The organism is Pseudomonas sp. CM25 (assembly GCF_013179705.1).
Taxonomy (GTDB): Bacteria; Pseudomonadota; Gammaproteobacteria; order Pseudomonadales; family Pseudomonadaceae; genus Aquipseudomonas.
Map to the genome: position 1 here is coordinate 1 of NZ_JABMCW010000400.1, position 4,433 is coordinate 4,433.

5 protein-coding genes are annotated in these 4,433 nt (G+C 63.0%); 4 read left to right on the plus strand and 1 reads right to left on the minus strand.

Going from position 1 to position 4,433, the window contains the following annotated elements; translation table 11 throughout:
- The first annotated feature begins 122 nt into the window (after window positions 1-122).
- Both gcvA and HP546_RS26495 read left to right on the plus strand, forming a co-directional pair.
- Window positions 123-1,019, plus strand: a complete 897-nt coding sequence (gene gcvA / locus HP546_RS26490) for a transcriptional regulator GcvA (protein ID WP_172231686.1) — start codon at window positions 123-125, stop codon at window positions 1,017-1,019.
- A gap of 158 nt (window positions 1,020-1,177) precedes the next feature.
- A complete protein-coding gene (locus HP546_RS26495; RefSeq protein ID WP_172231689.1) occupies window positions 1,178-2,428 on the plus strand; it encodes an aspartate aminotransferase family protein in 1,251 nt (416 codons plus the stop codon).
- Window positions 2,429-2,431: 3 nt separating this feature from the next.
- Here HP546_RS26495 and HP546_RS26500 read toward each other — a convergent pair whose 3' ends face one another.
- Window positions 2,432-2,734, minus strand: a complete 303-nt coding sequence (locus HP546_RS26500; RefSeq protein WP_172231692.1) for a hypothetical protein — start codon at window positions 2,732-2,734, stop codon at window positions 2,432-2,434.
- 185 nt (window positions 2,735-2,919) lie between these two features.
- Between HP546_RS26500 and HP546_RS26505 the strand changes: the two genes are divergently transcribed.
- Window positions 2,920-3,345 (plus strand): hypothetical protein, encoded by a 426-nt coding sequence (locus HP546_RS26505; RefSeq protein WP_172231695.1) that lies wholly within the window; start codon window positions 2,920-2,922, stop codon window positions 3,343-3,345.
- A 73-nt stretch (window positions 3,346-3,418) separates the two neighbouring features.
- The coding region (locus HP546_RS26510; protein ID WP_172231698.1) for a translation factor GTPase family protein at window positions 3,419-4,433 on the plus strand (1,015 nt) is incomplete at its 3' end.

Genomic DNA, 4,433 nt, shown 5'->3' on the forward strand with positions numbered 1-4,433 from the left:
GTTGTAATCGTTGATCCAGGTCAGTATTAATCTATAGGCCGGGGTCAACAAACGACCTTTTCGAACCACATGATTCCGCTTTGGAATGAACTTCATCCTTTTTTGCTCGGTATGTGCCCGTCATGTCCAAACGCCTGATGCCTTCGACTACCGCCCTCCAGTGCTTCGAGGCGGCCGCCCGCCATCTCAGCTTCACCCGCGCGGCCCAGGAACTGCACCTGACCCAGAGCGCGGTCAGCAAGCAGGTGGCGCAGCTGGAGGACATGCTCTCGCACTCGCTGTTCCAGCGCATTCGCCGGCGCCTGCACCTGACCCCGGCCGGTGCGCTGTACCTCACCGAAGTGAACAAGATCCTCACCCAGATCGACATCTCCAGCCGCTACATCCTCAGCTATGGCGATGAGACCGAAGTGCTGCGCATCGCCACCCAGCCCACCTTCGGTGCCCGCTGGCTGGTGCCCAAGCTCAAGGGTTTCGGCGACCGCTACCCGCGTATTCACCTGGATGTACGCAACGAACTGGAGCCGTTCGACCTGGTCCAGGCCAAGGCTGACATCGCCTTTTTCTTCGGCCAGGGCACCTGGCCCGGGGCAACCTGCATCGAGTTGTTCAGCGAAGAAGTGGTGCCGGTATGCAGCCCTCAGCTGCTGGCCAATCACCCGTTCGCCAGCGCCCAGGCGCTGACCGAGCACCGTTTGTTGCAATGCGTGTCGCGCCCCGAGGCCTGGCATGAATGGTTTCTGGGGCTGGGGCTGCATAGCCAGAACAGCTACCACGGGCCGCGTTTCGACACGTTCTACCTGTGCATTCGCGCGGCCATCGCTGGCTGCGGCATTGCCTTGATTCCGCGCTACCTGGTAGCCGAGGAGCTCAGCGAAGGCAAGCTGGTGGTGGCCTGGGACCACCCGGTGGCAAGCAATGGCAGGCACTTCATTGCGCATGCCGAGCATGCCGCCGAGGTGCCCAAGATACGGGCCTTTGTGCAGTGGATTCGCGAGCGGGTGGCTGAGGGGGATTGATTACTCCTGTGCAAGCCCGCGAAGAGGCCGGCACAGCCAACACAAAACATTGGCCAGATCACGAATCCATGGAATGACCGCAATCAATTAATTCGTTTGCAGAACACCCCGCCAACACGCTTGGATAATAAGAAACTCGAACAAGGTCCGCGTGCCCCATGAACCAGGAAAGTATCAGCCAATCCATTGCCATCGTTCACCCGATCACACTTTCCCATGGCCGCAATGCCGAAGTCTGGGACACCGACGGTAAACATTACATCGACTTCGTCGGCGGTATCGGCGTCCTCAACCTGGGCCATTGCAACCCGGCCGTTGTCGAAGCGATCCAGGCCCAGGCCACCCGCCTCACCCACTACGCCTTCAACGCCGCCCCGCATGGCCCGTACCTGGAGCTGATGGCGCAGCTGAGCCAGTTCGTGCCAGTCAGCTACCCGTTGGCCGGCATGCTCACCAACAGCGGAGCAGAAGCTGCAGAAAACGCCCTCAAGGTGGCCCGCGGAGCCACCGGCAAACGCGCCATCATCGCCTTCGACGGCGGCTTCCATGGCCGCACCCTGGCCACCCTGAACCTCAACGGCAAGGTCGCCCCGTACAAGCAGCGGGTCGGCGAACTGCCGGGGCCGGTGTACCACCTGCCCTACCCCAGCGCCGACAACGGGGTTACCTGCGAGCAGGCGCTCAAGGCCATGGAGCGCCTGTTCAGCGTCGAGCTGGCTGTGGAGGACGTGGCGGCGTTCATCTTCGAGCCGGTACAGGGTGAAGGCGGCTTCCTCGCGCTCGACCCGATGTTCGCCCAGGCCCTGCGCCGTTTCTGCGACGAACACGGCATCCTGATCATCATCGACGAGATCCAGTCGGGCTTCGGCCGTACCGGCCAGCGCTTCGCCTTCCCGCGCCTGGGCATCGAGCCTGATCTGCTGCTGCTGGCCAAGAGCATCGCCGGCGGCATGCCGCTGGGTGCGGTGGTGGGGCGCAAGGACCTGATGGCATCGCTGCCCAAGGGCGGCCTGGGTGGCACCTATTCGGGCAACCCGATTGCCTGTGCGGCAGCCTTGGCCAGCCTGGCGCAGATGACCGACGAAAACGTGGCCACATGGGGGGAGCGCCAGGAGCAGGCCATCGTCAGCCGCTACCAACGCTGGAAGGCATCAGGCCTGAGCCCGTTCATCGGCCGCCTGACCGGGGTGGGCGCCATGCGCGGCATCGAGTTCGTCAATGCCGACGGCAGCCCGGCACCGGCGCAACTGGCCAAGGTGATGGAAACGGCGCGGGCCAAGGGCCTGCTGCTGATGCCAAGCGGCAAGGCGCGGCACATCATCCGCCTGCTGGCACCGCTGACCATCGAGGCCGAGGTGCTCGAGGCAGGCCTGGATATTCTCGAGCAATGCCTCGCCGAGTTGAACTAAAGCTTAAAGGCCCAGCTCTTCCGGGGTCAGCATGTCGGACTCGAAGGCAATCCAGCCGCCTTCGAGCTCGGCGTGGCCGTTGACGATCGGGCCGTAGTAGGTCAGCCCGTTCTCCAGAGTCACACAGATGTGCGTGGCATTTTTTTCAGGGGCCGCGAGCGTACCGACGAAATGCACCTTCTTCAGGGTTTCGGTGACCGCCTCCAGGCCTACGCGCATTTTGGGGTTTTCCGAGGCCTCGATATCGCCCCCACGGTCTTCGGCGCTGATGGTTACGGTGGCGGTATAGGGGTACTTGGTGCTCAAGCGGGTTACCTCAAAGGGATGTATAGGCTTAACAGGCGCGTAGAGTACGGCAGGCGGTCGCGGTTGTCTCTACCGGCCGGTTCGCGGGTCCACCCGCGAACCGGCCGGGCCTGCAAAAGATGATCTGGCAGCCCCGATCTGTTAGGGTGCCCGCCGATGCACGCCACACCACACGAGGATCCCGAGTGAGCGCCGAAGAACCCCTTATCGCCGACCTGTTCGATGTCGACAAACGCCTGTCCCTCAGGCCCGTCGTGGACTTCAACAGCTACCTGCGCAATGCCTTTGGCGAAGGCCCGTGCCGCTGCCACCGCTGCACCGAAGGTGCCGACGAAAGCACCTACAGCCATGCTCACAATTTCACTTTTGACGGTGGCCAATGGCATCGCCGCTTCGCCAGCACTGCCGGCAGCGATGTTGCCCAGTTCCTGAAAAAAGCCTGGCTGTCGTACACCAAGGCCGACCTCAACCTGATCGGCACGCTGGACCTGACCACCCTCAAGACCTTCACCGACGCCGCCCTGCACACCCGCCTGCTGGCGCTGTTGCCAGCCAGCGGCCTGGCCCGCGAAGTGGAAGGCCAGTGGCTGCTGCAGGCCCAGACCGACTGACGGCCCGGCGGCGCGGCAGGATTCTACCGGTCTGCTAACGTGGGGGAATCCGCCCATCCGCAGGTAGTCCGCCATGGCCCGCACCACGCCCATCGAGCTGTACCGCAACATCGGCATCGTCGCCCACGTCGACGCAGGCAAGACCACCACTACCGAGCGGATCCTGTTCTACACCGGGGTCAACCACAAGATGGGCGAGGTACACGATGGCGCCGCGACCATGGACTGGATGGCCCAGGAACAGGAGCGCGGCATCACCATCACCTCGGCAGCGACCACGGCCTTCTGGCAGGGCTCGACCAAGCAGTTTGCCGACAAGTACCGCTTCAACATCATCGACACCCCCGGCCACGTCGACTTCACCATCGAGGTCGAGCGCTCGCTGCGCGTGCTGGATGGGGCGGTTGTGGTGTTCAGCGGCGCCGACGGGGTCGAGCCGCAGTCCGAAACAGTCTGGCGCCAGGCCAACAAGTACCATGTGCCGCGGCTGGCCTACATTAACAAGATGGACCGCCAGGGCGCCGATTTCCTGCGCGTGGTCAAGCAGATCGACAAGCGGCTGGGGCATCACCCGGTGCCTATCCAGCTGGCCATCGGCAGCGAAGAAAACTTTATCGGACAGATCGACCTGGTGAAGATGAAGGCCATTTACTGGAATGACGCCGACAACGGCACCAGCTACCGCGAAGAAGAAATACCCGACCACCTGCAGGCCCTGGCCGACGAATGGCGGGCACACATGATAGAGGCCGCGGCCGAGGCAAATGACGAGCTGACCCTGAAGTTTCTCGACGGCGAGGAACTGAGTATCGACGAGATCAAGGCGGCCCTGCGCCAGCGCACCATCGCCAACGAAATCGTGCCGACCATCCTCGGCTCCTCGTTCAAGAACAAAGGCGTGCCGCTGATGCTCGATGCGGTCATCGACTACCTGCCTGCGCCATCCGAGATCCCGGCTATCAAGGGCACCGACCCGGATAATGAAGAGCACCATCTGGAACGCCACGCCGACGACAACGAGCCGTTTTCAGCCTTGGCCTTCAAGATCGCCACGGACCCGTTCGTCGGCACCCTGACCTTTGCCCGCG

Coding starts and splice junctions, on each gene's coding strand:
- HP546_RS26495 (WP_172231689.1), top strand. CDS start 1,178: ATGAACCAGGAAAGTATCAGCCAATCCATTGCCATCGTTCACCCGATC.
- gcvA (WP_172231686.1), top strand. CDS start 123: ATGTCCAAACGCCTGATGCCTTCGACTACCGCCCTCCAGTGCTTCGAG.